The following is a 25,142-nucleotide window of genomic DNA, read 5'->3' on the forward strand; positions in this document are numbered from 1 at the left end:
ATCCGCATAAGGGCAGCGCATGCGCGTGGTGATGGCGAAGGAGGCGCTGGCTGCGCGAGCCAAGTTGGCGGGAAGCGTCCGGCATGACTACACCTGCGCCATGCCGCCATCCACGCACAACTCGGCGCCCGTCACGAAGCTGCTCTCTTCGCCGGCAAGGAACAGGGCCGCCGCGGCGACCTCCTCCGGGCGTCCCAGGCGGCCCAGCGGGATCAGCTTCGTCAACCCATCGCGCACGTCCGCGGAGACTGAGGCGAACATGGCCGTGTCCACGGGCCCGGGGCTGACGACGTTGACCCGGATGCCCTTCGGCGCAAGTTCGTTGGCCCACGTCCGCGTGAAGGAGCGGACAGCCGCCTTGCTGGCCCCGTAGACGCCGTAACCGGCCGTGCCGATCATGCCGGCGATCGAGCCGATCAGGACGATGGCTCCGCCGGCGCCCATCATGCCGGCCCCGGCCCGCGACGCAAACAGGAGCGACCGAACGTTCAGGCCGAAGGTGCGATCGAAGTGCTCCTGCGTGACCTGGTCGAGCGTCGCATGCTCCGACAGGCCTGCGTTGACCACGAGAATATCAAGGCGGCTTCGCTCGGATCGAACGGTCGCGAAAACGCGCTCCAGATCGTGAAGGTCGGCTGCGTCGGCGCGGATAGCGCGGACCCTGCCGTCCTCCTGCTGCACCTCTTGTAGATCCGCTTCGCGGCGCCCCGTGATGAAGACGTCGGCGCCTTCCTGGCTGAACCGCTTGGCGATGGCGAGGCCGATGCCGCTCGCTCCGCCAATGACCAGCGCGACCTTGTTCTTCAGTCGGCCCATGAAGCGCCACTCCGGTGTGGACCACGACGATACCTTTCGTATGTTTACGCTCAATCACGCACTATGTTTAGCGTAGATATCGAGGAGTAGATCGCCTCAGCCGACGTAACCCACGCAGCCCTGATCGACGCATGCAGGATGCGCCCGATTCTGGAGCACCGCGCGAACAAGTGGACGGTCCCGATCCTCACCGTCTTTTGCGCAAAGCCGGCGCGGTTCAGGCCCGCCGCGGACCCCGGGATGGGACCAGCCTCACGCCCGTGCAACGGCTGCGCCAAACGTCCGGCCGAAGGGCCATCGGAATTCGCCAACAGTATCCGACGGGAAACCTTACACGCCGATTGGTTCCGCCCGGCGCTCCAGCTCCCAAGCCGCCCGTGTCAGGAAACCCTGTCAGGAAATCAAATGTCGGGAAAACCCTCGCTTCCGGACATTCCCGACATCCGCCACGAGGGGCCGCTTTGGGTCAGCCCCGGCCATGGCAGGAAGGCGTGGAGAGCTGCTGTCCACCCATCGCAGCCCTTCCATAGCCAAGGTGATTGGGTCTCGACCCTGATGCGTCCCACGTCCAGAGTCAGCAAGGCCGCTCGGCCCCGCCGCGGCGGGCTGTTTCGTTTGAGGCCTTCTCATCCGGCCGCGGCACGTCCCGGCAGACCACCCTGTAGTGCGCCGGCAGCGAGCCGCTCGGTCCCATGCCCCAGCCGCTTTCAGTCTTGGCTCGGGCGTAGATCCCCAACGTGTCGCGCATCGCGACCATCTGCCGTGAGCAGCAGGCTTTTGCTGACGTGTGGACCGTGCGTGAGTGGAACCAACTGCTGACTGCCTGCTTCGGAGTTCCTACAGCCAACAAAACGTGAAATCGAGCTCGACTTGGCCCATTCCGCAGCCCACGTCCGAGTTTATAGCGTGCTCTCGTCGTGATGCTGTGGCGGCCGCGCAGTGGACCGGCTAACCTGCGCCACTCTCGGAGGCGGCGCATCCATTCGGACACCTGCAGCGCCCACAGGCCGGCGTAAGTCGACGAACGGGGCCGCGCTGCACTTCGGGCGAGTTCGTCGCTACGCCTCTGGAGGGCGCGTTGCCGGAACCTATCGATACTCTCGATGACATTGAGAATTTCCGACTGCACGTCTGCCAACGCCTCATCGACGCACTGAACCGTCGTGAGAGCGGTAACGTCGACAAGGCCTACCCGCCCATCGGGGTCACAGTGAGCAAGAGCGCGTTCGCCGAGACCTGTGCCCGCTTCCTTGCCTTCCTGACTTCCAACTGGGAGGGAATGGCTCGGACCTTCGGACGGCTGGAGGATGCCGCCTCGCGGCAGCTCCTCGTAGATCTGCTGCTGTTCAGGGCTCTCGGGCACCGGCGCGTCCGCCTTGCATCCAACGTGCCGGCCTATTGGGAGGCGCGGTGGCGCTCAGAGGCGATGCCGGCCGAGCCGTCGGAGTTCGCGACCAAGCCGGGCGGGATCCATCTCCTGCGCTTCGCTGTGCCGGGCGAAGACCGAACCCTCACATTGGACTGCCTTCGCGCTAACATCTTCTTCACGTTCCTGCTGCGGCAGTATCACTTCACGCGCGACGGCGTGACGGTGCGGCCGGAGGTAGGCGATTACGTGGTGGATGCGGGCGCCTGTTTCGGCGACACGGCGGTCGACTTCGCCCAGACAGTCGGCGAGGCAGGCCGCGTCCACTGCTTCGATCCAGTCGAGATGCACCTGCGCATTCTCAACCGCAATATCGCCCGCAACGGCCTGTCCAATGTCTTGGTCTTTCCAACTGGGCTCAGCGACCATGACCAGGATGGCTCGCTCGCGCCAGACTGCATCGACCCCGGCTTCGCGGGCACGGGGGCTGTGCCCTTCCGCTCTCTGGACGGATTAATGGCCGAGGGGACGCTCCCCCGAGTCGACTTCATCAAGATGGACATTGAGGGCCACGAGCTCTCGGCCCTGCGCGGTGCCGAACGCATGATCCGCACCTTTCGACCGAAGCTCGCCATCTCGCTGTATCATCGCTGGAGCGACTATTTCGAGATTCCGGATTTCATCGCTGGCCTCGATCTCGGATACAGGTTCTTCTTACATAATTACACGATCAGCGATGGAGAAACGGTACTCTACTGTGCGGTCCATTGAACCCGCGACGCACGGTGGTCCAGTTGGTGCGGTCGGCGACCGGCAAGGCGAGCAGCGTGACCGCAACGCGCAAGGCCGCCTCGCCCTCCACTGCGGCGAAGCCGGCCGCGACCCGGGTCTCCAGCGCCTGCACCCCGCCCGTCCGGAAGCCAGTGCGCCATTGGCGCATCGTGTCCTTCCGAACCCCGAACGCCTCGGCGATCCGCCCGCTGGTCCAACCCGGCAGCGTCAGCAGGGTCGCGCTGGCCCGATCCGCCTGCGCCCGACCCAAGCCACCGGGCACCGTCGACATCAAAGCCTTCTGACCCTCCGAGGCCACTAACCGAGATCGGCCTGCCATGACCCGCCCTAACACCGACACAGGTTAAGCGAACCACAGCGGCTATTCGTAGGGAAGGCTATGTCACCCAGCTTAGCGCCTGGATCCGGTCCAGCCCCGGGACAGCCGCGACCTTGATCGGACGGGACCGACCCCGTATTTCGAGCCCTCGAAAGCGGTCGAGACCGGGGAGGAGAGGGGCATGGCACCGCGGAGCGATCTGCAACGGAGCGTCAGCATTGACGGATTCTGAGGCTGCCCGCCTCGCTCGCGTCTGCGTGCGTCTGGTCGCGTCCTCCCAGACGCATATCCGACGAAGTGCGCCAGCCTCTCCTGGGAATCCGGCGGTGGAGGCGCTAGAGACGCGGCTCTACGTCCTCCAGAGCGACCTCAACCGGGCGGTGGCGCGCTCCGACGCCAAGGCCTACGCGCTTGAGGTGATGCGGGGAAACCTGGATGCGCTCGAGGCGAAAGTTGCCGGCCTGCGACGCGACTTGGCCGAGTCTGAGGAGGACCTGATCCGCTGGCGCGCCCGGGCCGAGACGGCTGAGAGGCGCCTCTCCGAGCTGCAGGACTCCCAGTCTGAGGCGGCCTCGTCGGCTCCATGCCCGCCACCGGCCGTGTAACCGCGGACCTGCCGCGCAACTCTGCGCGGGAGGAGTTTCGCGAAGCGCTGACGGCCTACCGCCTGTTCGACGCGGAATGGTACCTGCGCGTCAACGGCGACGTGAAGGCGGCCGGTCTCGACCCTCTGGAGCACTATCTCGGGTCTGGCGCGGCGGAGGGGCGCTGGCCGAACCCGCTGTTTGATCCGGCCCACTATGCCGACAAGGCCGGCCTCGCCGCGGGAGAGAACCCGCTGCTGCACTATCATCGGGCCGCGCTGCCCTGCCTCCTCGACCCGCATCCGCTCTTCGACGCCGCGTTCTACACCCGGACCTATCTCTCGCGGGACGGTCTCCCACCGATTAAGCCGCTGGAGCACTACCTGTCGGTCGGCTGGCGCCTTGGCTTCCGGCCCAACCCCGCCTTCGATCCTCGCTGGTACCTCGCCACCTATGCGGACGTCCGGGAGAGCGGCACCGAGCCCCTCTCCCATTACGCGTCCTCGGGTCAGCGGGAGGGCCGCTGGCCGGCCGGCGACAGCGACGTGTCGCGGGCGCCGGCTCGTGGAGGCTGCGGCGCGACGGCGGATGCGGCCTTCGCCGCCTCCCTCGACCCGGGCATGCCTACGCTCGTCATGGTGGTCCACCAGTACAGTGGCGGTATCGCACGGCACGTCGCCGATGTTGCGGCGCTCTGCGCGGAGCACGTCAACGTGGTGTCCTTGCGGACCTGGGCCGACAACCGCCTGAGCATCGGCCGGCCAGCCGGCGGCCAGGAGCTGACCTTTCACGCGCGGGACGAGCTGCCGCGCCTCACGGCATTGCTGCGGGCCTGCGGCGCCGCACGGATCCACGTCCACCACAACCTCGGCTTCGACGACCTGCGAGCCCTACTGCGGGCACTGGGACTTCCTTTCGACTACACCGTGCACGATTACTACTGCCTCTCACCGCAGCCGCACCTCGTCGACGGCGCCGGGCGCTTCGTCGGAGAGGATCTGGAGGCGGTGGGCGACGTCCTGTGCGCGGGGGCGATCTGCCCCGAGACGCCGGTGAGCCTGCGCACGTGGCAGCGCGGGCAGCGCTGGCTCCTCACGGAGTCCGAGCGTGTGATCGCGCCGTCCGTCGACGTGGCACGCCGGATCGGCCGGCGCTACCCAGACCTTCGCCCGATCGTCGCCGCCCACCCCGACCGGGAGCCGGCCCCGACCACTCCACCCCGGCGCCTCGGCCGCGATGACCCGCTGCGGATCGCACTTCTCGGATACGTTTCCGAGATTAAAGGCGGACCTGTCCTGGCGGACGCGGCACGGCTCTGCGCGCGGGAGGGACTACCTCTGCGTTTCAGCGTCGTCGGAAGCACGACCAACGACGCCGCGGTGCAGGGGGCGGGCGCGGAGGTGCTCGGCGCCTACGAGGAGAGCGGTCTGCCCGGCCTCATCGCGCGGGCGGCCCCGGACCTGATCTGGTTTCCGGTGAGTTGCCCTGAGACCTACAGCTACACAGTGTCCGCGGCGCTGGCGGCGGGGCTCCCGGTCGCCGCAGCGGATCTCGGCGCACTGCCCGAGCGGCTCGCGGGGCGGGCCTGGACCTGGCTGGCGCCCTGGACTTCAGACGCCCGGGCCTGGGTCGACCTCCTCTTAGAGATTCGACACCGGCACTTCATCCCCAACTCGCCCCCGCCCTGCCCGCCGCCGCGATCCGCCGCGCCGTCCGGTTTCTACGCGAGAGACTACTTGGCTTGGCTTCCGCCTAAGGCGGTCGGGCCCACTGCGCTCGGGGAAGCGACATGACCAGCCCCGGACCCACGCCCCGCGTCTCCATCGCCATGCCGGTCCGCAACGGTGGCGAGTACTTCCGCCTTGCTCTCGCCAGTGCCCTCGCGCAGACCTATCCGGGCATCGAGATCCTTGTGGTGGACGACGGCTCAGCAGACCCCCAGGAGGTGGCCGGCACCGTCGCGGCCTTCGGGTCGCCGAAGGTGCGGCTCTTCCAGCAGCCGAATGGCGGTGTCGCGAGCGCTCTCAATACCGCCCTGCGGCACATGGAGGGCGACTTCTTCTGCTGGCTCAGCCATGACGACCTCTACGAGCCGCACAAGATCGAGGCGCAGCTCGCCTTTCACACCGCCCTAGCGCGTCCCGATGCGGCGCTCTGCTCGGGCTACAGCCTGATCGGTCCCAGCGGAAATCTAATCCGGGAGGTGGAGCTCGACCCGGCGCCGCTGCGTCGGGCGCCTCTGCTGGCGCTCATGACCGGCTACATCAACGGCTGCACAGTGATGATCCCGGCCGAGGTAATGCGGGCCTGCGGTCCGTTCGACACCCGCCTGCGCTACACGCAGGATTACGAGATGTGGAATCGCGTCGTGCGGGTCACTGACTTCTTCCTGCAGCCCGAGCGCCTCGTCCGCTATCGGATCCATCCGGGCCAGGAGAGCCACCTGCCGGCAGCGACGCAGGAGAGCAACCGCCTCTGGATGGATCTTGTCGATGCGCGGAGCGCAGTCGAGCGCACGCAGCTGTTCGGTAGTACCCGGCAGTTTTTCACCGCGATGGCGCGTCACCTCGGGCACACGCCGTACCGGCAAGCGGCGCTCTATGCCGCCGAGCGGGCTGCGGCGGCGGTCGAGGACACGCTGGTCTCGGTCGTCGTCACCGGGATCGACTCCGCCGACCTGGAGTCGCGCGGAATCGAGGGTCTCCTGCGGCAGACGCATCGCCGCCTGGATGTGATCATCGCTGCAGAGGAAACCGGCAGCGCCTCGCGGGAATTCCACGACTTCCTCCTCGACCCGCGGGTGCGGTGCATTGCCGGCGGCCGCAATCGGGTGCTCGACGCGGCGAAGGGCGAATACATCGTCTTCGCGGATGCACGGCAGGTTTGGGCAAGCGATCGCATCACTCAGCAGGTGGACGCGATGCAGGAAGCAGGCGTCGTCGCGAGCCACGCTTCGCCGGTCGCAGACCCATCCCGGCCGCGCCTCTACCCCGCCATCCTCGACCGGCCTCTCGTGACCACGACGGGCGCGATGATCCATCGCTCCCTCGTCGCGGCGGGTCACCGCTTCCCTCCGGGGCCAGCCTCCGACTGGCTGTTCTGGATTGGGATCGCCGCCAGCTGTGACATCTTAGCAGTCGATTTGCCGCCGGCGGCTCCCGCCGGCCCGCCCTCGGAAGAGGAGGCCGCGCAGGTCGCTGCCTTCGTCGTTGCCGATCCGCTCCACAGCCGCCGGGCGGGATCGACCGCAGCTCGACCGGAGCTCAATGAGGCGACGCGCATCGGTGAACCTGCCCGAGAGCCGCTTCAGCACTGCAACAGCCGAACAATCATGTTGGAACAGCCAGATCTGGAAGGCCGCCGGTTTGCCGCGCCCGACGGCTCGGGAATCTGGCTCGTGCTTCTCAGCGAACGCCGTCACATCGTCGACCAGGACGTCTATGACGGCCTCTTCGCCGACACGAACGGGATTGCCGTCGACGAGGCCGCGATGAACCTCCCCGTCGGACCGCCACTCGGTCCGGGCACGGGCCTGATCCGTGCGGACGGCGACCATGCTATCTACCTGCTGGCTGTGGACCCGGGCGGAATGGCGATTCGCCACTGGTTCACATCCGAGGAGGCCTTCCGCCGCCTCAAGTTCGATTGGCGGAAAGTCTATGGCGTCGCGGACGATGTAGTCGCGCAGATCGAGCGAGGGGCGCCGCTGACCTGAGCGCGAGCGGGGTGACCTACTGTGGCTTTGACCAGACTACGCGATTGACCATGTCGATGTAGCCCGAGATCACCCGAGCGATAGTTTGAGAGACGCGGCCGGCCTCGTAGTCCAGAACCCTCCGCGCACCCGTATTCCGGTCGCCATGGGTCGCGAGCGTCACCCGAATCGCGTCGAGAATCACGTCGACCGAGAGCCGGGATACCACCGTGACGGCGCCGGCATCCTGCCCCTCCGGGCGCTCGTGGGCGTCCCGCAGGGTTACGGCCGGGAAGCCGAGCAGGGCTGCCTCCTCACTGATCGTGCCGCTATCCGAAATCACGCAGAGGGCATCCTGCTGAAGCCGCACGTAGTCGAAGAAGCCGAACGGCGGCAGCAGCCGCACATCCTCTGCAGAGTTGCTCAGGCCCGCCGCCTTGATGCGGACCCGGGTGCGGGGATGTGTCGATACGATGACGGGCACTCTGTACTCCGCCGCGATCCGGCCTAGGGCCTCCACAAGGGCCGCGAGCTTGGCAGGCTGATCGACGTTCTCCTCGCGATGCGCGCTGACCAGGACGTATCGTCCCTCCTCCAGTCCCAGCCGCTCCCTTACGGTGGAGGCCGCGATGCCGGCCCTGGCGTGATCAAGCACCTCCGGCATATGAGAACCGGACTTGATTACCCGGTCGGCTGGCAGCCCCTCTGCCAGCAGATAGCGCCTTGCGTGCTCCGTAAGCACGAAGTTCACGTCGCTGGTGTGATCAATGATCTTCCTGTTGATTTCCTCGGGGACCCGGGCGTCGAAGCAGCGGTTCCCGGCCTCGAAGTGGAAGATCGGGATCTTGAGGCGCTTGGCCGGCAAGCAGGCAAGCCCCGAGTTAGTGTCGCCGTAGATCAGCACCGCCTCAGGCCGCTCCTGCTCCAAGAGCGCGTGAGCGCGCACGAGCACGTTGGCGATTGTCACCATCGCGTTCTCGCCCGCCGCGTCCAGAAAGAAGTCTGGCTTGCGGATCTTGAGATCGTCGAAGAAAATCTGGTTTAACTCGTAATCGTAGTTCTGACCCGTATGCACCAGGATGTGATCGAAAGTGGCATCGAGCACCGCGAGAACCCGGCTCATCTTGATCAGCTCGGGACGAGTTCCAAGGATGGTCATGATCCGGCGCAAGATCAAAACCCCTCTGAACGGACGGTTTTGCTGCCGAGCTCGCCCCGGATGTAGTCAAGCTTGAGCAGCAGTTCCACTGTCTCATCAAGTGTTAGACGGCGGGTGTTGTGGGACGTGAAATCCTGCGTGTTGCTAATGTCGGCTTCGCCCTGCGAGGTGAACAGCAAATAGTTCAGGTCGCGGGCGTCGGCCGGGATGCGATAGAAGTCGCCCGTGTCGACGGAGCGCACCATCTCCTCGCGCGAGACCAAGCTCTCGTAGAGCTTTTCGCCGTGGCGCGTCCCGATGATCTGGATGGGCCGTCTGACCTCGAAGATCCGCTGCAGGGCCATCGCGATGTCACCGACGGTGCTGGCCGGGGCCTTCTGCACGAAGATGTCGCCCTGCTGGCCGTGCTCGTAGGCATGGAGCACAAGGTCGACCGAGTCGGGCAACGACATCATGAACCGCGTCATCGTTGGGTCCGTCACGGTGAGGTCGCGCCCCTCCTTGATCTGACGGACGAAGAGCGGGATGACTGAGCCGCGGGAGGCCATCACGTTGCCGTAGCGGGTGATGCACAGCACCGTCTCGCCCGGCAGCAGGGTCCGGGCCTTGGCGATCGCGATCCGCTCCATCATGCCCTTGCTCAGGCCCATGGCGTTGATCGGGTAGACCGCCTTGTCGGTGCTCAGCAGGACGACCCGCTGCACGCCACTCCGGACAGCCGCGTTGAGCACGTTGTCGGTGCCCAGAACGTTCGTGCGCACGGCCTCCATCGGGTAGAACTCGCATGACGGCACCTGCTTGAGCGCCGCGGCGTGAAATACCAGGTCGACGCCTCGCATCGCGTCATCGAGGCTGCCCGGCTGACGGACGTCGCCTATGTAAGACTTCATCCGCGGGTCGTTGTAGAGGTGCCGCAGGTCTTCCTGCTTTTTCTCGTCACGGCTGAAGATCCGGATCTCGCGGACGTCAGTCTTCATGAAGCGGGCCAGCACGGCATTCCCGAAGGAGCCCGTGCCGCCCGTGATCAGTAGCGTCTTTCCCGAGAGCATCCCGTTCGTCCACCCTTCATCCTTGCAGCGCCCGCATGTGCACGAGCATGTCTTTCCACGCCGCTGGCGCGAAGCCAGTCTCGCTCCGGAATCGGTCGGAGTTGAGCGAGCGGTCGATCTGCGGCTCTGCTACCGGTTCGATCGTCTTCCGGATCTCGTAGACTCCGGCGATCAGCTTCAGAAGGTCAAACTTGCTGATCGCGTCCGACGACACATGATAGAGTCCGTGCAAATCAGGTCGCGGCAGGACGTAGTCACGGATGATCTCTGCAAGAACAACGGTTGGGAAGCCTGAGAATACCGCGTGACGATAGCCGCTCACTACAGGTCCGGACCTGAGGAACCACTCGAGGAGGCCGTTCGCCGAACTGTGCTCGCGGCCAATGATGGAGGTGCGCAGCGTCAGGACGTGCTGACGGCCGGTGATCTCGCCGAGATGCTTCGACAGGCCGTAGAGATCCGTCGCCGTGACGCGGTCTGCCTCGGTGTACTGGCCCTTCTTGCCATCGAAGACGCAGTCCGTGCTGACCGTGACCAGGCGCGCCCCCGCGAGTTCGCAAAGATCGGCAAGTCGGTGCGGTAGCAGGGTGTTGATCGGCACGGCCTCGAGCGGGTCGTGAGCCGCGCTCAACTGCTTGATGACGCCGACGGCGTTGATCACTACCTGCGGCCTGACCCGCCGGATCGCGCCAGCGAGGTGATCGGTGTTGAGGACGTCGATGCCCGCGATGATTCCTGCACCGGGCGGCACATCGTGCGGGGCGGCTCCGCGTACGGACCCGTGGACCTCAAAGCCAGGAGACGGAGCGAGGATACTTAGGCAGGCCCGGCCGAGCATGCCCCTAGCACCGAGAACCAGAATGCGCATTGGTCACTCGTTTGGATTCGTGCTGCCCTATAGCCATCCTACGCCGCCATGTCGAGCGCCGATCCCACCTGAATACATCCACATCTATTTTGCTATTCTGGAGGATTTTAGCTCAAGATGAGAGAAGATACAACGACATAACAGGGTTTTCATTAAAATTTCTTCTATTTATCTCAGTAATAATTTGATATGTTAGCTATAAAAATGGATCATGGCGCCATGGATGCTGCTTATGACCAAAATTGCATTTTTATGTCTGGTATAAATTTGGTTTATGTTGCATCGCCGCTGCAATTCCGGAATGGTTGACACACTCCTCTGGCGTGAGGTAAGCAAAATTTGCCTATGTGCTCTGTCACAGGGGCTCGCGTGTTCGGCCGCACTCGCACACAGCAGCGCCTTCAGCTTGGCAAGGGCGACCTTGATTAAGTGTTGTGACGCGCTTCGATCGCCGGTTCGTGTTGAGACCTGGCGCGGCCGATGAGCCAGATGCGCTGGTGCCTACCTTGGCCTGACGGCCGGTGATCCGGCCCCGGCGGGGCCAGCCGTAGACGGTCTGGAGATGGGCACCGAATTGCTCAGCCAGTTGCTGGATGGTCGCCTCATCGTTGCTGGCCCACGGGATTCTGTCTCGACCTGATCGGCCGGCGCGGTCCGAGGCTGTGATGCTGCAGCAGACACCGGACCCTCAGAGCCCGTCCTATAAAGGGCGCGAGAGGGGTTGATACCGCCGCGCTTATGAACTGATCTGTTCCAGGTATGGGTAGGCGTATAGGGACTTGATGCGACCGGTTTCTTTGGTGATGGCGGTCCAGGCCCGGCAACAAGCGTCGACCACGGGTTCGTAGTCGGTCAGGAGCCGATGGGAGAGCCAGACGCGCTCGACCGGGTCCAGCTCGGGTCTGTAGGGCGGCAGCGGCACGAGGGTGAGGTTGGGCGGGACTGTTCCCGAACGCGGGTCGTGCCAGCCGGCACCGTCCAGCACCATGCCAGCGTGGGTGTCGGCCGGGATGCTCGCAGCAAAGTCGGCAAGGAAGCGGTCCATGGCCTGAGTGCAGACGCGCGGCAGCACGAGCGCGAAGTCCTCACCTGTGGCGGGCCGCACGGCCGCGAAGATGTAGGCTCAGGCGAAGCGCTTGTCGCACAGCCCTGGCAAGCGCTGGCCGCGCACCCACCCGCGATGGCCGGTCCGGCCTCGTCTCACCGACGCGGGCCTCGTCCATGACTCAGAGCGTGATCGTCTTGTCCGGATGGGCTTGGGCCGCCGCCGCTATGGCGGTGCGTAGCCCCCTTTGGCGAAGGCCTGCGCGGCCTGGGCATCGCACTTCGGGTGAACGGGCCTGGCCTTCTGCTTTGACAGGCCGAGCCGGTGCACCACCCGCGACATGGATTGCGGGCCCATGGTCTTGCCGAACCGTGTCTCGATGAAGCGGCAGAGACCCGGCCGTGTCCAGCGCGACGGCTCGCCCCGCTCCGGGTCCGGCCCGACCCGGATCCGATGCACCAGCCCCGCTGGCTCGCCCGCACTCAGGATCTCCCGCCTGTGGCCGCGCGGACGATCACCCAGCCTCGCAAGCCCCTCGGCGTTGAACCGGATCACCGCGTCGCGCAGGGCTTGGCGCACCATCCCATCCGCCCTGGCCCGGCTCAGGCCTTCCAGCGCATGGGCGACCGCGAGCCTCCGCTGCGCTGTCGACTGGCGCGGCTCCCTCCTCGCCAGCCGTCTCAGCACAGCCGGCGTCGCGACGTCCTCCCGAATCAGCAAACCGCGTCCAATTCCGACCTCCCGCCCAAGCAGGAGCCAACTGAATCAGCCGTGCCGTGCCGAGGGAACACCTCACCGAGTCACCCCAATCGCGCGCCGGTATGAGTGGTCGGGATGGCGGTGATTCCAGGAGGGTGCTGATGCTTAGAGCCGTGGCCGTTTCGGTTGAGCCAGCCACGGCTCTCAAGTCTTTGATTTTTCGTGCTCCCTTGCGCCAAATCGGTGTCCACTTCGGCGGGGAGCGCGCTCTAGCCCGGAAGCGGCATATGGACCCGGCGCGGCCCGCGTGGCGGTTGGGCTGGCACTCTCACGCCGCGCCATCGTGCAACTGTACATTTCACCTTGGCAGCAGTGCGACCTTTTGCTAGACGATGTGCCACGATTTTGACCTGCCGATCGCTAGGTCTTTTGGCAAGTCTTTTCATTAATAAGAATTGAGTGTTGTATCGTGGAGCGCAAAAAGTTGGTCCTTCTTGATGGTGTAGAGGACGGCGAAGGCCGTGCATTGTTCTTGATTTCCGCTCTATATCACTGCTCTGTTGACCTCCTGAATTGCACTATCCGAGTCCTCGATGCGTCTCAGCCCGCTGTGATAGCGGCAATCGCCCTGCTGCGGTGGGATACAGGTCTGGACGTCGCCCCAGTATCAGAACGCGACGTTGTGCAGAACACATCGATCTTTCGGGGAGCTCGCCTGTATGCGGCGGTTCGCTTTCGCGCCACGACGGGGCTTCATCTGGCAGAAGCTCGTTTCTTCGATGTGCCGCTTTTGGTTGCACTGCAGTTCCCCGACGAGGCTGCGATTGACCCGGATCGCCTTCGTCTGCTCCAGGCCGCGCACGACCCAGCAATCCTCGCGCGTCACATTGTGAGGGCAGTCAGATGACGAGCCCGAGACCCACCTCCGCCCGCGCCGGGCGGCAGCTGCCGGTGATCATGATCGTCGGCATGCAGAACAGCGTCCACGTTTCGCGCTGGGTCTCCGCGGTCCGTGGCGGCTGGGCGAGGATTGTTGTGGTCCCGGTCGATCTTGAATCGCTCGAAGCGGGCCTTGCACCCTGGTCGCACGTGTCGAAGCGGGAGGATCTCGACGCTCTGGCCCCGGGGGTGGTCGGCGTTGTAGCTCCGGCGATGCTGGACGGGTCGGCTCGTCATCGGACCTGGGACGCCGACACACCGGCAGTCGAGCGGATGCCTAGCCCGCTGCACATGCCGTGGCATCCCGGGATGACAATGCCCGGTGAACTGGTCGCGGCGATCCGGACCTTCCACCCAGACATCTTGCATACGCTAGAGGTCCAGCGGGCAGGCTATCTCGCCCTCGCAGCGAAGCGCCGCCTTGGCGCCAATATGCCGCCGTGGCTGCTCTCCAACTGGGGCAGCGATCTCTACCTCTACGAGCGGCTGCCCGAGCACCGGCCGGTGCTGGTTGAGGTCATGCGTAATCTCGACGGCTACTTGGCCGAGTGCCGACGGGATGTCTCCCTGGCGATAAGCCTGGGGCTCGTCGGACGCGCGTTCGAACCCCTTCCGGCCTCGGGGGGAGTCGACTTCGGCCGGATGACGTCCCTGAGCGATGTCGCGCCGCCGTCGCGCCGCACCACGCTCCTGGTCAAAGGCTATCATGGCTGGGCGGGGCGCGGCCTCCACATCCTCTCGGCGCTGCACCTCGTCGCCCCTGCGGTCCGGCATCTCCGGATCCGAATCCTCTTCGCCACACCGCCCGTCAGGCAGATGGCGGAGGCGCTCGCGGCCCAGGACGGGCTCGACATCGAAATTCTGCCTTACGCGGCAGATCACGCAGAAGCCCTGCGCCGCATCGGCGAGGCACGGGTGGTCGTCGGCATGGGCATCTCGGACGGAATCAGCACGACGCTGCTCGAGGCCATGACCCTAGGCGCTTTCCCGATTCAGGGAACTACCTCCTGCGCCTGCGAGTGGGTACGGAACGGAATCGACGGCATACTCGTCAGCCCCCACGACGTGCGGGGGCTGGCCGATGCGATCGCCCGCGCCGCGACCGACGACAGCCTCGTCGACGCCGCGGCGTCGCGCAACCGGCGGGTGGTGGAGGAGCGTTGGTGCGCTGCCCGCAATGGCGCCCGGGCCGTCGCGTACTACCGCGAGATGCTGGCCAGTGCCACCCCGGCGTGGGAGGGCGCGTGATGCCGAATCCCAATCTCGTGACGATCATCATACCGGTTTACAACGGCGGATACTTCCTGTCGCAGGCGATTGAGAGCGCGCTCGCTCAAACCTGGCCGCATGTCGAGGTCCTCGTCGTCGACGATGGCTCCACCGACGATGGCGAGACCGCCCGGACCTGCCGCTCCTTTGGCGACCGGATCCGCTATATCTGGAAGGAGAACGGCGGTGTCGCTTCGGCTCTGAACAGGGGCATTGCGGGGGCGCGAGGGCGCTATATCAGCTGGCTCAGCCACGACGACCTCTACGATCCTCGGAAGGTCGAGATCCAGATGGGCGCGCTCCTGGCCGAGCCGGACACGGTCATCGTGTTCGGCGATTACGCGGTGATCCGCGGGGACGGTTCACTTCTTACCGAGGTCAGGGTCGGGGAGGGGTATTCCGACCGCGCCTCGCTCTGGTCGACGCTGGAGGGACGTATCAATGGTTGTGCGGTCATCGTTCCGCGGGAGTGCTTCGCACGCCACGGCACGTTCGACGAGGGGTTGCCGACCACGCAGGACTACGAGCTGTGGTTCCGATTTGCGCAGCATCACCGCTTCGTGCACGTGCCGGGATACCTCGTCCGGCATCGCGTCCACGAGGGCCAGGGGTCGCGGACGTCCCGCCACCTTGAGGAGGCAAGCCTTCTCTGGATGAGCATGCTGGAAAGCTTGGCGCCGGAGACCATGCGGGACCAGGGCGGCTCGACCCTCGCCTTCCTGGATCGGGCCGCCAATTTCGTGCAGACGACCGGCTACGAGGGCGCCAAAGCCGGAGTGCCGCGCCTCGTTGCGCGCTTCGCCGCCGACGTGACCGTCGGCGTAGCGGTCCTCGCGTCCAATTCACGCGACGCGCTCGTGACGTTGGCCGAGGTCCGGGCGTCGGGGCTTGATATCCGCGCCGTGGTCGTCGGTGTGTTGGAGCCGCAGTTCGACCGCTTTGCTGCGTTTGCGCCGGACTTCGGCCGCAAAGCGGGCTTCCCGGTCATCGAGCTCGCCGGCGATCTCCGGTCGATGGTCGAGGAGATTCTCTCTTCGATTGACGCCGACCCAATCGCCTTCGTGTCGTCGGGGGCGAGGGAAGGGGACCTGCTGCGGGCTGCCGCGCGGCTGGCCAGGCGACCCAACCTCGACGTGACCGCGATTCATTCCCCGGGTGGAGCTCCGACAGCCTTCCGCGCACTGGACGGCCTGATGATCCGCAGGGGCGCGCTCTCACGCGCCGTCGCGCGTTGCGAGAGCGGCCGCGGCGCTTTCGCGCATGCGCTCGGGATGGTGAGCGCGTTCGACCCCGACCCCGGCGCTGCGGCGTGGGTCGGGAGCAGCCGATAGGGTTCGCGATGAACGTCACTCCTCCAGACTTTGACGGCCGCAGAGTCAGGGCCGCGGGCCGCCCCGAGATCTGGCTCGTATACGGTAGCAGCCGCCACCACATCACAGCCCCCGAGGTCTACGAGACGCTATTCGATGAGAGCGAAGGCATCGCCGACGTCGATCTGGCGGCCATCCCTGTCGGCCCCGACCTCGGACCCGGCAGTGGCCTAATCCGGGCGGATGACGGCGCAATCTACCTCCTGGCCCGATCGACGGACGGGACGGCGCTGCGCCACCATCTCGTCGACTTCGACCATCTCCGCGCCTTCCGGTTCCGGCATGACCGGATCCGTACGCTTCCAAGGGACGAGATCGACGCAATTCCTCTCGGGGGCAGGCTCGGCGCGTCCCGCACGGAGCGACAGCGGTTTGAAGTGCACGAGCTGGGCGAGCTGGCGCGGTCACTCAATCCGAGCCGCCCGACGCTTCTCCTATTGCTCGACCAACCGACGCCCTTCGCGGCGGCCTATGCCGGCCAGCTGCAGCGCATGGCGGCCAGGCGGGTTAACGCGCTGATCGGTTGGACATCCGGTGACCGCCTGCTCATGACGCGCAGCCCGGATCTCACTGACGCGGTCGCCGTCACGCTTCCAGCCGTAGACCCAATCCTTGAGGCACTCCGGCAGCTTGCGATCGCGCGGATCGACGTCCTGGCAACCACGCTCGAGTGGGAGGTCGCGCCAGCGGCGCTCACCGCCTTTGGCTGCCCGCACGACGTGACCTGCCTGGTCGAGAGTGTTCCGGCGACCGGACTGTCCACCACTGTCCAGGCCGCCGACCGGCTCGTCGCCTGCAGCCGAGCCGTCGCGGAACGGTTGCAGGCGATGCGGCCGGGGCGCGAGGTCCATCTCGGCCTGACCCCGGAAGCAACGCGCCCGGAGGCGTTCCGGGTGCATCCGGCTCGGATCTTCGATGGAGACCCACTGCGCGTCCTCGTCTGGGGCTTCCTGGATTCCGTTGCTCGAGCGACGGTAGTCCGGACAGCTCGGCTCGCGCGTTCCGGGGGGCATCCAATCCAGTTTTACCGGCTCGGCGACGAGAGCCCGGCAGACAGTGCCGATCTGATCTGGCTCGGCCCTCCTGAGGGCATCAACCTCAACCGGATGATCTGCGCGCTGAGGCCACATCTCGGCTGGTTCCCCGAGCCCGCGCGAGAGCCCTACGACTTTCTTATCTCACAGGCGATGCTCCAGGGCCTGCCGCTTCTGGCAACGACAGCGGGCGCCTATCCCGAGCGCCTCTCTGGTCGGGCCTTCACTTGGCTCCTGCCAGAGAGCAGCTCGGGCGAGGATTGGCTCGCCATCATGCTGCGTCTGCATGAGACACGATTGGCGTTGCCGTCCACGAGCAGTGCGCCGGAGCCACCCGCCTTCTACCCCGTTGAGTATCTCTCCTGGGCACGCTCGAAGAACGAGCCGGAACGGGTCGCCTCGTGACCCAGGCACCTCTCGACCTCCAGCCCGCGCCCTGAACAAACGACCAGGCCCATTGATACCGAGCGCCGACATGCGGGTCCTCATCGCCGATTTCGACTTCTTCTCCGCCCTCGGAGGCGGGCAGACCTTCTATCGTCGGATGGTTGAGCGACATCCCTCTTGGACGTGCCTCTACCCGTCCCGGGGGCCAGATCTGAAGGCCGAGTTCCGCTGCCACCTGCCGACCAATGCGCATCCGTTTGGTTTTGACCGATTCTGGTACCCGGTCGACCTCCTCGATGCGCTGCAGCTCGAATCCGGCGAGGAACGGCACTTCGCCATGCTCCTGGCGCAGATTGCCGTGCCGCTCCAGGGCCAGCTCCTGGACCTCGTCGAGGTTCCGTCGTTCTTCCCAGTCTGCCATCTCGTGCGGCCAATCTTTTCGGCCTTCGGGATTGTGGTCCGCAGGATTTCGCTCGGGATGGTCGGCTGGGTGAGTGTGAGCAACCGGAACGCATACGCGTCGGAGACCGGCGCTGAAGTGGTCGCGCGCCTGGAGGCAATCGAGCGGCGCTGTATTGCGGCAGCCGACGCCAGCTACACGATCTCGAACCTTCATGCCGCAGAGAACATGGGCACAGTGCCCTCCGGCATCGTCGAGATGCACGACGCCCTTGACGCTCTGCCGCCTCCAGACCCGGCGCCTCCCGGAGCGGGGCCGCCCGACCTCTGGTGTGTGGGGCGGCTCGACCGCAACAAGGGGCCCGACCTATTCATCGAGATGGTGGCCCGGATTCCCCGGCACCTCTATGGGAAATGCTACCTATGCGGCCCAGACAACACCTGGGCTACGAGTGGGCCGCGCTGGTCGGAGACCCTCCTCGCGCTCGCCCGCGAGCGCAGCGTTGATGTCCAGTATCTTGGCGAGATACCCATTGGCGATCTCTGGTCGCGCGCTTATCGCGGACGCTCGGTTGTAGTAATCCCGTCCCGCTCGGACGCCTTCAACTACGTGGCCGTGGAGGCGCTGACAGCCGGGTGCCCGATCGTGCTCACCGATCGTGCCGGGGCAGCCGAGTTCTTGCGCGAGCACCACCCTGAAATCGCCCCGCCGATCATGAGCCCGGATGACTTGGACGATGCGGTGGAAAAGCTCCGCACAATCCTGGAGGACTACGAGGGCGCGACGGGGCGCCTGCGGGCTGCCCTCCTGGAGAAGCCCTGGCCACGGCCACGCGACAACTTCCTTGCCGATCTCCTCGCCGCTGCGCCCGCCTCGTCGCCCACGGTTGACGCGGGCCAAGTGGAGCGGATGCGTGCCCTATCCCCGCTCGACCAGGCGCCGGCCCGGATCTGGCGCACACTGCCACCGCGGGCGCCGACCTCGAGTGTCGATGTGGTCGTCCGGGCGACGCGGGGCGGGCGGTCGCTTGCCCTGACGCTCCTGTCACTTCGCGGTGGCTCTGCTCCCCTAGGGGTAATTGTGGTCAACGACGACATTGTGGCCCGCTCGGAGATTGCCGCCGCCGTGAAGTCCTACTACCCCGCAGCACGGCTCATTACGCAAGGCGGGGACGCCGCCGTGGCCTTCGCCCGGGGACTTGCTGCCGCGTCCGGCGATTATGTGTGCTTCCTCAACGAGGGAGAGTGTCTCGACACCGAGGCGATCCTACGGCTCCGGGCGCGGCTTGACGCCGAACCTATGGCAGTGGCGGCTCTCGGCGAGTGGTGGCAGGTGGACGAGACGGGACGTCCCATCCTGGAGAACCCGGGCCGGGCGGCCGACCACCGGACCCTGGCGGCCGATCCCGCCGGGAGCTTGGGCCCTGGTCATCTCCTGCGGCGAGCGGCGATGCCGCCGCTCGACACGTCCCTCGGAACCCTCGTCCTTGCCGACCTCTGGGGCAGACTCGCCCGCACCGGCTCCGTGCTCGTCGACGCCACCCGCACGGCCTGGTGCTGGCGGGACGGCGGATCCATCCGGACGGCCGTCGATGACGAAACCTACGCGGCATTCCTGCGCAAGATGGTGCTCACCATTCCTGTTTCAGGCGGAGTCTGTCCGTGAAGACCGCAAACGCCGTAACCCCAAGACGTGGAATAACCGAGATTAACAACGTGCTCAATGCTCAGAAGCACGAGGCAACGCTCCGGAGGAGAACGGGATTGCCTTTGGTCGAAGCGACATTCGTCGGCGGGCCGACATCACTTGCAACGAGGCTCCCGAGACGCGAGGCGGCTGCCTCGCCATTGCGAGTGGCAGGTGGTGGCCCTTGTCACCTGCCAGGAGCGACGCCATGAAAGCGGCATGCCAAGGCCTGACCGGCCGGCGCGTATTGGTGACGGGTGCGACCGGCTTTTTGGGTCGGCGTGTTCTACCGGCGCTCGACCGGGCGGGGGCGGAGATCGTTGTTCTGCTGCGGGATCCCGACGTGGCGTGCGGAGCCGACCTGCGGGCCCGCTACCCCTCCGTCGCGGTGCGCACAGGCGACCTGCGCGACCCCGGCTCCGTTGAGGCTGCGCTTGCGGGGGCTGACACCGTGCTCCACCTCGCCGCCAAGGCCCAAGCTGGCGGCCGGTTCAACGAGGCGCCAGACTACTTTGCTTGCAACGTCGCTGGAACGCTCAACCTGCTCACCGCCTGCGCCCGCGGGCGGGTGCGGCGCGTCGTGCACCTGAGCACGGCCCAGGTCTACGGCCGGTCCGACAGTCTGCTGGTTGACGAGACCCACCCGGTAGATGGGCGCACGGTCTATGCCGCCTCAAAGATCGCGGCCGAGGGTCTGGTGCGGGCCTACGCTGAGGATGGGTTCTCCGCCGTCAGCTTGCGGCCCTCTAACATCTACGGCCCCGGCCAGCAGGCCGCTACTGTCGTCACGGCGATCCTGGCGCAGCTCGCGGCCGGCGACGCGATTACGCTTCAGACCCTGGACCCGGTCCGAGACTTCGTCTTCGTAGACGATGTCGTACAGGCTATCCTGGCCGCCGCCGCGGCCGAGGCGCCGCCTTCGGGCTGCGCTATCAACATCAGCTCTGGCGAGGGCGTCTCGATCCGGCAGCTTGCCGAGGCCGCTATCCGGGCGGTGCGGAACGGCACGCCGGTGACGCTTAGCGCTCGCTCCGGCCTCCCGGCACAGGCGGACCGTTTGGTCTGCGCCAATGACTTAGCCGCCGCTGCCCTCAGCTGGCGGCCCGCCGTCACACTCTCAGACGGCCTCGCACAGACGTTCCGCGCTGACTGGGCCAGAGCCACCCCCGACACCGCTCAGGAAACTGAAGCCGCATGAAGAACAAGCGCATACTCATCACCGGAGCCGGCGGCTTCATCGGCAGCCACCTCGCGGAGGAGGCGGTCCGGCGCGGGGCCGAGGTGACGGCACTCCTGCACTACAATGCCGCCCGCGACCTCGCCAACTTGGCCGATGCCGACCCAGATCTCACCGCTGGAATGCGGATTGTGTTCGGCGACGTGAACGACCCCGAGTTTGTGCTTAGCCTCGTCGAGGGCCAGGAAATTGTGCTGCACCTCGCGGCGCTGATCGCAATCCCCTATTCCTACACGGCGCCGCGCAGCTACGTGAGGACGAACATTGAGGGCACCCTGAACGTGCTGGAGGCAGCACGGCGCGTCGGCGTCGAGCGTGTGGTTCACACCAGCACCTCCGAGGTCTACGGGACGGCGCAGTATGTACCTATCGACGAGGTCCACCCGCTCCAGGGTCAGTCGCCGTACTCCGCCTCCAAGATCGGCGCTGACAAGGTCGCCGAGAGCTACTACCGCTCCTTTGACGTGCCGGTTGTGACGGTGCGTCCTTTCAACACCTACGGCCCCCGGCAGTCGGCCCGGGCCTTCATCCCGACGGTGATCGGGCAGGCGCTTCGCGGCGGCGAGATCAAGCTCGGGGCAACGAGCCCGGTGCGCGACCTGACCTTCGTCGCTGACACAGCAGCGGGCTTTCTGGCGGCCGCTACCACCCCCGGGCTGGAGGGCGGGACCTACAACCTCGGCGTCGGATCCGGCCAGTCAGTGGGGGAGGTCGCCGAGATGATCTTGCGGCTCATGGGATCCAGCGCCCGGATCGTTACCGACATACAGCGTCTGCGGCCGGAGAAGAGCGAAGTCGGCCGCCTAGTCTCGGATAATCGGCGGTTCTTCGCCGCCTCTGGTTGGGCGCCGGCTATCAAGCTGGAGGAGGGGCTCGCGCGGACGATCGACTTCTTCCGACGAAACCCGAATCGACGTGACGCAGACACCTACGTCGTGTGAGGGCGGGACGCACCAATGAAAGCCATTGTACTGGCAGGCGGCAAGGGCACGCGGCTCATGCCCTACTCGGCTCTGATCCCGAAGCCCCTCATGCCGATCGGCGAGATGCCGATTCTGGAGCTACTGCTCCGGCAGATGAAACATCACGGTATTAGCGAAGTCATCCTGGCGGTAAACCACTTGCATCACCTCATTCGCTCGTTCTTTGGGGATGGGTCAAGCCTGGGCCTCAAGATTACCTACAGTGTAGAGGACAAGGCACTCGGTACCAGTGGTCCAATTACTGCCAACCTCGACGCCCTGTCTGACGACTTCCTGGTCTCAAATGGCGACCTCCTGACCAACCTCGATTTCGGGGCGATGATGCGCCAGCACATCGCGCGCCAAGTAGCGGCGACGATTGCGACCCAGAGCCGGGCGATGCAGGCGGACTACGGCGCCCTGACAGTGGACAAGGACAATCTGATCCGTGAGTATCGCGAGAAGCCTATCTTTAGCTTTGAGGCCTCGATGGGACTTTATGTCCTCTCCAAAAAGGCGGTCCGGCCCCACCTGCCGGTCAACACGTTTTTTGACATGCCAGATCTGATCAAGAGCCTGATCGAGGCCGACCAGCCTGTCTTGAGCTACAACGAAACCTGCAACTGGATCGATATCGGTAAGCCAAACGATTATGGCCGGGCACAGGAGCGCTTTGCAGCGGAGCCGAACCTCTTCCTACCGCCGGATTGAGACAGGACGGAGATAATAGTTCTGTAACGGATACGGCCCTGCAAGGCCAGTTCCAGTTATGTTCGCAATCGTCGACAAGCAGAGCGAAGTCCTACGGGCGAACCGCGCAGAGTGCTGCCGGCTTCCTCTTGGACCTACTACACGCACGCCGTTCGGACAGCATGAGCCAGGAGAAGTGTGCAGGGCGTCTTCACACCCTGCGTATCAGGAATTCAGTATTCCCAGCCACGTCCTTGAAGGCCGAGAACCGCTGGAAACCAGCCTCGTGGGCCATCTCCTCGAAGGCCTCTTCTTCGCCCTGAGCATCTCCTTCCCACAGGAGGATACCAGTCTGGGCGTCACTGATCTGATATCGCATCACATTATACTCCTAGCGTCTGTCCCAATGTGCTCGCTAGCCAACCACACGGATACTAAGACCTATCGACCACAAAGCATCAACCCGAGCCTGGCAAAGGCAACAAGTGTCAGGCCGCGCAATGCAACCAACAGCTGCCGATCCGACTTAGCTGGACCATCCGTTCGCCCTCGAGACTCACTCCTGCCTAGCTCGCAGTTTCAGAATAACGGTCCATCCGCCGAGTCGGTTCCGCCCTACAGGGAATGCAGCGGATACCTCATCAACTAAGCTTGGCTCACGTTAGGCGTATCCACAAGGGGAGGAGCGACCGATATTTTGGATAGGTCAGAGCCGGGTTGTTGCGGGAGCGCTGAATTCGCTGGGGAGATCGTCGATGCCGCTTGCGGGGCCTAAACAAAGATGCTGACGCTAATCAACACCATCACGAGTATCGGACTGTGGAGCTGCGCCCACACCGGTCAAGTTTGCATCCGCTGGCGTGGTGGAGATTCGTTGAGCGAGTCGGCGCGTGGAGCCCTGGCATAACGCAGCGCGCCGGCGCACGGCTGCGAAGGTGGTCGCCGGGGTTCTTACGGTCAAGCTTGAGCTTGCGAAGGACCAAACCTGACCCGGGAGAGCGCCTGATGACCGACGACACCATGCACACCTTCCGGTGGGCTTCTTCGTTTAGGACTCCAGGCGACGGGTGGCGCCGTCCGATCCGAGCTCGCGGGTCCCAACGACCTCATCTGCTCGATCCTAGCGCGGAAGGCCTGACCCGATGCTCCCCGCCTTCTCCTGGGCCCACCTGTGCGCGCGCCGCTGTTTCGCCTCGGTGAGCGACTACAAGACCTACGCGATCGTCACTGCGGTCCGCCGCTGCGCCTCGGGCGCATTCTCCTGTGCGGGCGCCTCACGGGCGTAGGGGTTAGCGAGCATGAACAGCAGCACGGTCGAGGGCGGCGTCCTCCGCGGTCAGCCGCATGCCGGGCGTCGGGTCGTTCACCTTAGCAACCCGCCTCAGTACCCGAGCGTGGCTACCGATGGGCGCGTGATGAAGCGGCCGAACCAGCCTGCGAGACGTGGGCGTTCCGCCTGCCAGGTGATCTCGGGAGAGCGGCCAGTGAGATAGCGGAGCGCGGTGCCCACCGCAACGGCACCCAGATCGAGAGCACTCTCTGTCCAGGCGGCCTCTGCGTCGAGGTGGTCCAGCACCGCGGTGATCGCAGCCTCCTGCCGCGCTATTACCTTGTCCCTGCGCGCGTTATCGGGGTCAAGCCCCTCTACGAAGCGCCGGATCACCGCCTCCGCCAGCCCGTCTCCCAGCGCCTCCCGCCTCAGGGCGTCCCACCGAGTTGGCCCCTCCGTGGGGACCAGCTTCCCATCGAACCGAGCATCGAGGTACTGGACGATCACTGACGATCCGTAGAGGTTACCCCCGCCCGCGGCGGCGTCGAGGCGTAGCGTCGGGACCTTGCAGAGCGGGTTCAGCGCGCGGAGTGTCTCATCTGTCCACGGATCGGCGGGCACTTCTTCGACTTCGTCCTTCGCGCCGGCCATTTCAGCCAGGCAGACACGCACCTTCGCGGCGAAGGGCGAGCGTGGCGCATAGAAAAGCGTCATAGGCATCAATTGTGCTCCTAGGGTGGACCCTGAACAGCTTGATAGTGTCCCAGCCGAGCCAGCCGACTACCGAGAGCAATCAGGCTTTTCGACCTGCTGCCCATCCTGTCAGGATCTTGATTGCCGCGCGCCCAAGTAGGACAACTATAACCGCACCGGTGCTGCTGGCGGGGAAGTCAGTGAGCTGAGAGGTGCGCCCGGGAGCCCAGGTTTGAGCGATCTCAAGCATGCCCGCGAGCGCAACGTACCCGGCGATAAGCTTCCAGTGCCGAGGCTTCTGGTAGGCGAAGGCCGTGATAGCGGCCGCCCCACAGCACAGTACGCGATAACGTGTTCAAACCGGCCTCCGAGGCTCGTGCGGACCTCCCAATCACGTCTGATTCACGCCATACAGCCGCGTAGGGCGACACAGAGCCTACTCGCGACGCGGAGTGGATTGAGGCAGGCGGGGATGGTTCGTAGTGACATCCGCAGTCAGTAGCAAACCGGTGGCCAAACGCAAACGATGTCCATCGTTCAGTCGGTTCTTGATCAGCCTCTTGCGCAGATATGCATGCGATCGGTCGCGAGCCGAAGAGCGTTGGCGAGGGTCTCGATCTAGACCTCGGGCCCGAAGTCGGGGCACGGCGGCGGGCCCGGCGAGAGGCTCACGGGCTCGCGGTTCCATCGAGAACGTTCGGAGAGGGAGAGACCGAATCAGAAGTGCTCATATACCCAGGTAGGGCCGGAGCGGCAGCATCCTGCAACACTTCTGCTCTGCGGCATCATCGAATTGTGCCCTCGCGCACGGGTT

22 protein-coding genes are annotated in these 25,142 nt (G+C 65.4%); 13 read left to right on the top strand and 9 right to left on the bottom strand.

Annotated elements, in window-relative coordinates; genetic code table 11:
* Nucleotides 1–87 precede the first annotated feature (87 nt).
* The gene (locus MNOD_RS20275; protein ID WP_015930819.1) at nt 88–816 is read right to left on the bottom strand and encodes an SDR family NAD(P)-dependent oxidoreductase; all 729 of its coding nucleotides are present in this window, start codon (nt 814–816) and stop codon (nt 88–90) included.
* Between the two features lie 1,078 nt (nt 817–1,894).
* On the opposite strand from MNOD_RS20275, the gene MNOD_RS41635 reads away from it, so the two are divergent.
* On the top strand, nt 1,895–2,953 hold the full coding sequence (locus tag MNOD_RS41635; protein WP_015930821.1) for an FkbM family methyltransferase: 1,059 nt from the start codon (nt 1,895–1,897) through the stop codon (nt 2,951–2,953).
* On the opposite strand, the gene MNOD_RS46945 is transcribed toward MNOD_RS41635, so the two are convergent.
* Nucleotides 2,913–3,245, bottom strand: a complete 333-nt coding sequence (locus MNOD_RS46945) for a transposase (protein WP_015930822.1) — start codon at nt 3,243–3,245, stop codon at nt 2,913–2,915. The genes MNOD_RS41635 and MNOD_RS46945 overlap by 41 nt on opposite strands.
* Before the next feature lie 374 nt (nt 3,246–3,619).
* Between MNOD_RS46945 and MNOD_RS20295 the strand changes: the two genes are divergently transcribed.
* The 3 genes from MNOD_RS20295 to MNOD_RS20305 are packed head-to-tail and all read left to right on the top strand — an operon-like array spanning nt 3,620 to nt 7,592.
* Nucleotides 3,620–3,898, top strand: a complete 279-nt coding sequence (locus MNOD_RS20295; protein ID WP_015930823.1) for a hypothetical protein — start codon at nt 3,620–3,622, stop codon at nt 3,896–3,898.
* Complete coding sequence (locus MNOD_RS20300; protein ID WP_015930824.1) at nt 3,877–5,670, top strand: glycosyltransferase family protein; 1,794 nt, start codon at nt 3,877–3,879, stop codon at nt 5,668–5,670. The genes MNOD_RS20295 and MNOD_RS20300 overlap by 22 nt, the downstream gene beginning before the upstream one ends.
* Nucleotides 5,667–7,592: a glycosyltransferase gene (locus MNOD_RS20305; RefSeq protein ID WP_015930825.1), complete on the top strand. Its 1,926-nt coding sequence runs from the start codon at nt 5,667–5,669 to the stop codon at nt 7,590–7,592. The genes MNOD_RS20300 and MNOD_RS20305 overlap by 4 nt, the downstream gene beginning before the upstream one ends.
* 16 nt (nt 7,593–7,608) lie before the next feature.
* Here the strand turns inward: MNOD_RS20305 and wecB are convergent, their stop codons facing one another.
* From wecB to MNOD_RS20330, 5 genes are all read right to left on the bottom strand, one after another.
* Entirely contained in the window at nt 7,609–8,742 is a 1,134-nt protein-coding gene (gene wecB / locus MNOD_RS20310) for a non-hydrolyzing UDP-N-acetylglucosamine 2-epimerase (RefSeq protein WP_015930826.1), read from the bottom strand.
* A 2-nt stretch (nt 8,743–8,744) separates the two neighbouring features.
* The gene (locus MNOD_RS20315) at nt 8,745–9,779 is read right to left on the bottom strand and encodes a polysaccharide biosynthesis protein (RefSeq protein WP_015930827.1); all 1,035 of its coding nucleotides are present in this window, start codon (nt 9,777–9,779) and stop codon (nt 8,745–8,747) included.
* Nucleotides 9,780–9,795: 16 nt separating this feature from the next.
* A complete protein-coding gene (locus tag MNOD_RS20320; RefSeq protein ID WP_015930828.1) occupies nt 9,796–10,647 on the bottom strand; it encodes a dTDP-4-dehydrorhamnose reductase family protein in 852 nt (283 codons plus the stop codon).
* 736 nt (nt 10,648–11,383) lie between these two features.
* Complete coding sequence (locus MNOD_RS20325; RefSeq protein WP_015930829.1) at nt 11,384–11,719, bottom strand: transposase; 336 nt, start codon at nt 11,717–11,719, stop codon at nt 11,384–11,386.
* 198 nt (nt 11,720–11,917) lie between these two features.
* The gene (locus MNOD_RS20330) at nt 11,918–12,274 is read right to left on the bottom strand and encodes a winged helix-turn-helix domain-containing protein (RefSeq protein ID WP_157091522.1); all 357 of its coding nucleotides are present in this window, start codon (nt 12,272–12,274) and stop codon (nt 11,918–11,920) included.
* A 586-nt stretch (nt 12,275–12,860) separates the two neighbouring features.
* Between MNOD_RS20330 and MNOD_RS46950 the strand changes: the two genes are divergently transcribed.
* The 8 genes from MNOD_RS46950 (at nt 12,861) to MNOD_RS20365 (ending at nt 22,386) form a co-directional block, all read left to right on the top strand.
* Nucleotides 12,861–13,298 carry a hypothetical protein gene (locus MNOD_RS46950; protein ID WP_157091523.1) on the top strand — a complete coding sequence of 146 codons (438 nt, stop codon included), beginning with the start codon at nt 12,861–12,863 and terminating at the stop codon, nt 13,296–13,298.
* Between the two features lie 50 nt (nt 13,299–13,348).
* Nucleotides 13,349–14,578: a glycosyltransferase gene (locus MNOD_RS20335; protein ID WP_244424803.1), complete on the top strand. Its 1,230-nt coding sequence runs from the start codon at nt 13,349–13,351 to the stop codon at nt 14,576–14,578.
* Entirely contained in the window at nt 14,578–15,930 is a 1,353-nt protein-coding gene (locus tag MNOD_RS41645; protein WP_015930833.1) for a glycosyltransferase, read from the top strand. Before MNOD_RS20335 ends, MNOD_RS41645 begins: the two co-directional genes overlap by 1 nt.
* 8 nt (nt 15,931–15,938) lie before the next feature.
* Nucleotides 15,939–17,408, top strand: a complete 1,470-nt coding sequence (locus MNOD_RS46955; RefSeq protein ID WP_015930834.1) for a hypothetical protein — start codon at nt 15,939–15,941, stop codon at nt 17,406–17,408.
* Between the two features lie 70 nt (nt 17,409–17,478).
* The gene (locus MNOD_RS20350; protein WP_015930835.1) at nt 17,479–19,455 is read left to right on the top strand and encodes a glycosyltransferase; all 1,977 of its coding nucleotides are present in this window, start codon (nt 17,479–17,481) and stop codon (nt 19,453–19,455) included.
* Between the two features lie 229 nt (nt 19,456–19,684).
* Nucleotides 19,685–20,674, top strand: a complete 990-nt coding sequence (locus MNOD_RS20355; RefSeq protein ID WP_015930836.1) for an NAD-dependent epimerase/dehydratase family protein — start codon at nt 19,685–19,687, stop codon at nt 20,672–20,674.
* Nucleotides 20,671–21,654 (top strand): GDP-mannose 4,6-dehydratase, encoded by a 984-nt coding sequence (locus tag MNOD_RS20360; RefSeq protein WP_015930837.1) that lies wholly within the window; start codon nt 20,671–20,673, stop codon nt 21,652–21,654. Before MNOD_RS20355 ends, MNOD_RS20360 begins: the two co-directional genes overlap by 4 nt.
* A gap of 15 nt (nt 21,655–21,669) precedes the next feature.
* Nucleotides 21,670–22,386, top strand: coding sequence for a nucleotidyltransferase family protein (locus MNOD_RS20365; RefSeq protein WP_015930838.1), 717 nt, complete (start codon nt 21,670–21,672; stop codon nt 22,384–22,386).
* 190 nt (nt 22,387–22,576) lie between these two features.
* On the opposite strand, the gene MNOD_RS46960 is transcribed toward MNOD_RS20365, so the two are convergent.
* Nucleotides 22,577–22,744, bottom strand: a complete 168-nt coding sequence (locus MNOD_RS46960) for a hypothetical protein (RefSeq protein WP_015930839.1) — start codon at nt 22,742–22,744, stop codon at nt 22,577–22,579.
* 763 nt (nt 22,745–23,507) lie between these two features.
* On the opposite strand from MNOD_RS46960, the gene MNOD_RS46965 reads away from it, so the two are divergent.
* On the top strand, nt 23,508–23,651 hold the full coding sequence (locus MNOD_RS46965; RefSeq protein ID WP_015930840.1) for a hypothetical protein: 144 nt from the start codon (nt 23,508–23,510) through the stop codon (nt 23,649–23,651).
* Nucleotides 23,652–23,746: 95 nt separating this feature from the next.
* Here the strand turns inward: MNOD_RS46965 and MNOD_RS20370 are convergent, their stop codons facing one another.
* Nucleotides 23,747–24,349 carry a glutathione S-transferase family protein gene (locus tag MNOD_RS20370; RefSeq protein WP_043751698.1) on the bottom strand — a complete coding sequence of 201 codons (603 nt, stop codon included), beginning with the start codon at nt 24,347–24,349 and terminating at the stop codon, nt 23,747–23,749.
* Between the last annotated feature and the right edge of the window lie 793 nt (nt 24,350–25,142).

It is taken from the genome of Methylobacterium nodulans ORS 2060 (assembly GCF_000022085.1).
GTDB lineage: Bacteria > Pseudomonadota > Alphaproteobacteria > Rhizobiales > Beijerinckiaceae > Methylobacterium > Methylobacterium nodulans.

What these genes read in the sequence shown, in the direction of transcription:
- MNOD_RS20315 (WP_015930827.1), bottom strand. Translation starts at nt 9,779, where the DNA reads ATGCTCTCGGGAAAGACGCTACTGATCACGGGCGGCACGGGCTCCTTC.
- MNOD_RS20320 (WP_015930828.1), bottom strand. Translation starts at nt 10,647, where the DNA reads ATGCGCATTCTGGTTCTCGGTGCTAGGGGCATGCTCGGCCGGGCCTGC.
- MNOD_RS20355 (WP_015930836.1), top strand. Translation starts at nt 19,685, where the DNA reads ATGAAAGCGGCATGCCAAGGCCTGACCGGCCGGCGCGTATTGGTGACG.
- MNOD_RS41645 (WP_015930833.1), top strand. Translation starts at nt 14,578, where the DNA reads ATGCCGAATCCCAATCTCGTGACGATCATCATACCGGTTTACAACGGC.
- MNOD_RS20370 (WP_043751698.1), bottom strand. Translation starts at nt 24,349, where the DNA reads ATGACGCTTTTCTATGCGCCACGCTCGCCCTTCGCCGCGAAGGTGCGT.
- MNOD_RS20350 (WP_015930835.1), top strand. Translation starts at nt 17,479, where the DNA reads ATGCGGGTCCTCATCGCCGATTTCGACTTCTTCTCCGCCCTCGGAGGC.
- MNOD_RS20360 (WP_015930837.1), top strand. Translation starts at nt 20,671, where the DNA reads ATGAAGAACAAGCGCATACTCATCACCGGAGCCGGCGGCTTCATCGGC.
- MNOD_RS20335 (WP_244424803.1), top strand. Translation starts at nt 13,349, where the DNA reads ATGATCGTCGGCATGCAGAACAGCGTCCACGTTTCGCGCTGGGTCTCC.
- MNOD_RS46965 (WP_015930840.1), top strand. Translation starts at nt 23,508, where the DNA reads ATGCTCCCCGCCTTCTCCTGGGCCCACCTGTGCGCGCGCCGCTGTTTC.
- MNOD_RS20300 (WP_015930824.1), top strand. Translation starts at nt 3,877, where the DNA reads ATGCCCGCCACCGGCCGTGTAACCGCGGACCTGCCGCGCAACTCTGCG.
- MNOD_RS46955 (WP_015930834.1), top strand. Translation starts at nt 15,939, where the DNA reads ATGAACGTCACTCCTCCAGACTTTGACGGCCGCAGAGTCAGGGCCGCG.
- MNOD_RS20305 (WP_015930825.1), top strand. Translation starts at nt 5,667, where the DNA reads ATGACCAGCCCCGGACCCACGCCCCGCGTCTCCATCGCCATGCCGGTC.
- MNOD_RS46960 (WP_015930839.1), bottom strand. Translation starts at nt 22,744, where the DNA reads ATGCGATATCAGATCAGTGACGCCCAGACTGGTATCCTCCTGTGGGAA.
- MNOD_RS20275 (WP_015930819.1), bottom strand. Translation starts at nt 816, where the DNA reads ATGGGCCGACTGAAGAACAAGGTCGCGCTGGTCATTGGCGGAGCGAGC.
- MNOD_RS20330 (WP_157091522.1), bottom strand. Translation starts at nt 12,274, where the DNA reads ATGGTGCGCCAAGCCCTGCGCGACGCGGTGATCCGGTTCAACGCCGAG.
- MNOD_RS20365 (WP_015930838.1), top strand. Translation starts at nt 21,670, where the DNA reads ATGAAAGCCATTGTACTGGCAGGCGGCAAGGGCACGCGGCTCATGCCC.
- MNOD_RS46945 (WP_015930822.1), bottom strand. Translation starts at nt 3,245, where the DNA reads ATGTCGACGGTGCCCGGTGGCTTGGGTCGGGCGCAGGCGGATCGGGCC.